Consider the following 3988-nt stretch of genomic DNA (forward strand, 5'->3'; position numbering starts at 1 on the left):
TCACGCGATGCAGGATCGATACCTTGCCCGCCAGCGGCAAGCGATACTTCGCGATCTGACCGATCCCGATGTTCCGGTATTCCGGCCTTGGTTTTTTTACGGCTTCTGCCATGCTAGACCCCAACTTGTTAACACACTAATCCGCGATTTTAGCGCCTTTTTATATCGCGCTGCAGCGAGAAGTCCTCTAAATGACCGTTGCTCCATGCGCGAGAATGGGCCTGCTAACGTGCGTGTTCCGCGAGCACTCAGCCAGTGCTCGCGGCCGGTTCTTCACTCGATCAACTCAAGTCGTTCTGATAAAAATAGCCGGTCGTGACGTACCATCCGCGACGCACTTCGACAGGCCGGTCGCCATAGGTATAGGACACGCGCTCGACCGATAACAGCGGAAATCCCTGCGCCACATCGAGGAACTGCGCGACGGTTTCATCGGCGGCGACGGCGCGGATCTTCTCGGTCGCGCGGATCATGCGCGTGCCAAACTCCGTCTCGAACATCGCGTAGAGCGGACCCTTGTACTCGGCGAGACGCTCGGCCGTGAGTCCGCGAAACACCGCGCCCGGCAGCCAGATTTCGTCGAACACGGTCGTCACGCCATCGAACTGCAACAAGCGCTTGATAAGAACGACGGGGTCGGCAGGCTTCAAATCCAGTTGGCGCGCGATCTCCGCCGGCGCGCGCAGGCGCCTGCATTCGAGCAGACGGCTTACGTGAGGATGGACGTCGCCATCGTCGGGCAGAAGGCGCAGGAAGCGGAACTGCACGCGGTCTTCGTTGTGCGTCGCAACGAACGTGCCTTTGCCCTGACGTCGAACGAGAAGATTGTCGGCGGCGAGTTCATCGATCGCCTTGCGGACGGTGCCCTGGCTCACCTTGTAGCGCGCGGCCAGCTCGACCTCGCTCGGGATGATTTCGCCAGGCTTCCATTCGCCGGACTCGAGTCCTTGCGTGATGAGCGCCTTGATTTGCTGATACAGCGGGCTGAACGTCGGCGACGGCGTGCTCGCGGCCTCAGCCGCCGGTGCAGTGCCGTTGGGGGTCGTCGTGCTCGCCGGGTTGGAATTCATGCCGCGCATTTCAACACAAGGCCCGCCGTGCGTCCAGACTTTTCCCGAAGATTCCTATGTCTTATATAAGACATAAGATAGTGTTGACTTTACCTCGGACGGCTCCTACACTCCTTGTCGAGCAAGGGTTTGCGGGTCGTTGCGAAAGCACGGGAACCGCCGCTCAGCGCGTTTTATCATGGCCCTTTTCGCCTCGAGTACGCTCTGAACACGGCATCCGGCGCAGCGTGCAACATACCGCCAGGCACGCCCTTTCGCTTTCGCCTCACGCCGATCGGCCACTCGATTCGCGCGCCGCTGCCTGCCCCTCGCCTCGCAACGTCAAGCGCCGTCTCGTATGGGCGCGTTGCCGTCAGACCCAAGCGAAATCACCGCGTCCTTCCAGAACACTCCGCACGCCTCTCGCTCGAAGAGAAGGATTCATGGCATGACGGTCAAGCCGTAACGCCGATGCACGGCACGGGCGCGAACGCTCGGTCGAGCTTCGAAGCGTTTGGGCACGGCATGGCCGGCATGTCTTCATCAACGCTTTGCGTAACGCGCATAAAATGGCGTTTTTCCCTAGCGTTCCACGCACCGTCCAGGAGAGTTCTCAATGGCTAAGTCCGCAAAGCGCGTTGCCGTAACCGGCGCCGCAGGTCAAATCGGCTACTCGCTGCTGTTCCGCATCGCCAATGGCGATCTGCTCGGCAAAGACCAGCCCGTGATTCTTCAGTTGCTCGATCTGCCGCAAGCGCAAGCCGCCGTGAAGGGCGTCGTGATGGAGCTGGAAGATTGCGCATTCCCGCTGCTCGCGGGCGTGGTCGTCACGGACGACCCCAAGGTCGCGTTCAAGGACGCCGACGTCGCGTTGCTGGTCGGTGCACGTCCGCGTTCGAAGGGCATGGAGCGCAAGGACCTGCTGTCGGCGAACGCCGAGATCTTCACGGTTCAGGGCAAGGCGCTGAACGATGTCGCGAGCCGCGACGTGAAGGTGCTGGTCGTCGGCAACCCGGCGAACACGAACGCTTACATCGCGATGAAGTCGGCGCCGGATCTGCCGAAGAAGAACTTCACCGCCATGCTGCGTCTGGACCACAACCGCGCGCTGTCGCAACTGGCGGCCAAGTCGGGCAAGCCGGTCGCGTCGATCGAAAAGCTCGCCGTGTGGGGCAACCACTCGCCGACGATGTACCCGGACTTCCGTTTCGCAACGGCGGAAGGCGAGAGCCTGACGAAGCTCATCAACGACGACGAGTGGAACCGCAACACGTTCATCCCGACCGTCGGCAAGCGCGGCGCGGCGATTATCGAAGCGCGCGGCCTGTCGTCGGCGGCATCGGCGGCGAATGCTGCGATCGATCACGTGCGTGACTGGGTGCTCGGCACGAACGGCAAGTGGGTCACGATGGGCATTCCGTCGGACGGCTCGTACGGCATTCCGGAAGACATCATCTACGGCGTGCCCGTCACGTGCGAAAACGGCGAGTACAAGCGCGTCGAAGGCCTCGAAATCGACGCGTTCTCGCGCGAGAAGATGGACGGCACGCTGAACGAGCTGCTCGAAGAGCGCGACGGCGTTTCGCATCTGCTGGGCAAGTAAGTACGTCGTTCAAGGGGGAGTCTGCAAAGGCTTCCCGTCTGCGCGAACGCTACGCGGCGTTCGTGCATGATTCGAACGCGCTTGAAAAACATCGAGCGTGTCCGAATCATCGAGCAAGATGGAATTTCCCAACTTCCAATCGGACCCGACGCCGACGATGCCTGCTCTCACTCCCGCCGAAGTGCTGTTTGACGGCGAAGCGCAACCCGCCGTGCTTCCGACCTGTGATCATTACGCCGGCAGCGAGAAGATGATCCGCAAATCTCTGGCGCTGCAGGCGCAACTCGGTCCGGTGTTCGACATCACGCTCGATTGCGAAGACGGGGCGCAAGTCGGTCACGAGGCCGAACATGCGGAAATGGTTGCGTCGTTCGTCGGTGGCGAGGACGACCGCTTCGGGCGCGTGGGCGTGCGCATCCACGACTTCGATCATCGTGCGTGGCGCGACGACGTCCGCATCATCCTGCGTCGCGCGAAGAAAGCGCCCGCGTTCATCATGCTGCCGAAAATCCGCAGCGCCGCCGATGCCACCGAAATGGTCGCGTTCATCGAAGCAACGCGACGCGAGTTCGGCATCGAGCAACCGATTCCCTGCCATCTGCTGATCGAGACGCACGGCGCGCTCGCGCAAGCGTTCGAACTGGCCGCGCTGCCGGGCGTCGAATCGCTGAGCTTCGGTCTGATGGACTTCGTCTCGGCGCACAACGGCGCCATTCCCGATACCGCGATGCGCTCGCCCGGCCAGTTCGATCATCCGCTCGTGCGGCGCGCGAAGCTGGAGATCGCGGCCGCGTGTCACGCGCACGGCAAGGTGCCGTCGCACAACGTATCGACGGAAGTGCGCAACATGAGCGTCGTCGCGAACGATGCGGCACGCGCGCGCAACGCGTTCGGCTATACGCGCATGTGGAGCATCCATCCGGATCAGATCAGGCCGATCGTCGAGGCCTTCTCGCCGCGCGCCGATGAAATCGCGCTCGCGGCGCAGATTCTGCTTGCGGCACAGCGCGCACAGTGGGGCCCGACGCGGCATGGCGATACGCTGCACGATCGCGCGAGTTATCGCTATTACTGGTCGGTGCTGCGCCGCGCGCACGCGACCGGCCAGACGCTGCCCGACGAATGCGCGCCGTTTTTCAACTCATCATCTCGACAAGACAAATAACGCCGCATCGCGAGCGTGCAAAGGAGACTAGAGACAATGACCGATCAGGCATCGACCGAAGCACCCGCAACCGGCGCATTCAAGCCGAAGAAATCCGTCGCGCTGTCGGGCGTGACGGCGGGCAATACCGCGCTGTGCACCGTCGGCAAGACGGGCAACGACTTGCACTAT

Annotated in this window: 3 protein-coding genes and 1 pseudogene; 3 read left to right on the forward strand and 1 reads right to left on the reverse strand. The window is 62.3% G+C overall.

Annotated elements, in window-relative coordinates; translation table 11 throughout:
• Window positions 1-281 precede the first annotated feature (281 nt).
• Window positions 282-1079 carry a GntR family transcriptional regulator gene (locus tag QCE49_RS31715; RefSeq protein WP_033536962.1) on the reverse strand — a complete coding sequence of 266 codons (798 nt, stop codon included), beginning with the start codon at window positions 1077-1079 and terminating at the stop codon, window positions 282-284.
• Window positions 1080-1665: 586 nt separating this feature from the next.
• Here QCE49_RS31715 and QCE49_RS31720 point away from each other — a divergent pair.
• From QCE49_RS31720 to QCE49_RS31730, 3 genes and pseudogenes are all read left to right on the forward strand, one after another.
• The gene (locus QCE49_RS31720) at window positions 1666-2652 is read left to right on the forward strand and encodes a malate dehydrogenase (RefSeq protein WP_008354061.1); all 987 of its coding nucleotides are present in this window, start codon (window positions 1666-1668) and stop codon (window positions 2650-2652) included.
• A 157-nt stretch (window positions 2653-2809) separates the two neighbouring features.
• Entirely contained in the window at window positions 2810-3817 is a 1008-nt protein-coding gene (locus tag QCE49_RS31725; protein ID WP_250460772.1) for a CoA ester lyase, read from the forward strand.
• A 36-nt stretch (window positions 3818-3853) separates the two neighbouring features.
• Window positions 3854-3988: pseudogene (locus QCE49_RS31730) on the forward strand (2-methylcitrate synthase); the annotation flags it as partial.

The sequence above is a fragment of the Caballeronia sp. LZ008 genome (assembly GCF_031451435.1).
Classification (GTDB): Bacteria; Pseudomonadota; Gammaproteobacteria; order Burkholderiales; family Burkholderiaceae; genus Caballeronia; species Caballeronia zhejiangensis.

Excerpts from the sequence above, each read along its gene's own strand:
- QCE49_RS31725 (WP_250460772.1), top strand. The coding sequence starts at position 2,810 with ATGCCTGCTCTCACTCCCGCCGAAGTGCTGTTTGACGGCGAAGCGCAA.
- QCE49_RS31715 (WP_033536962.1), bottom strand. The coding sequence starts at position 1,079 with ATGCGCGGCATGAATTCCAACCCGGCGAGCACGACGACCCCCAACGGC.
- QCE49_RS31720 (WP_008354061.1), top strand. The coding sequence starts at position 1,666 with ATGGCTAAGTCCGCAAAGCGCGTTGCCGTAACCGGCGCCGCAGGTCAA.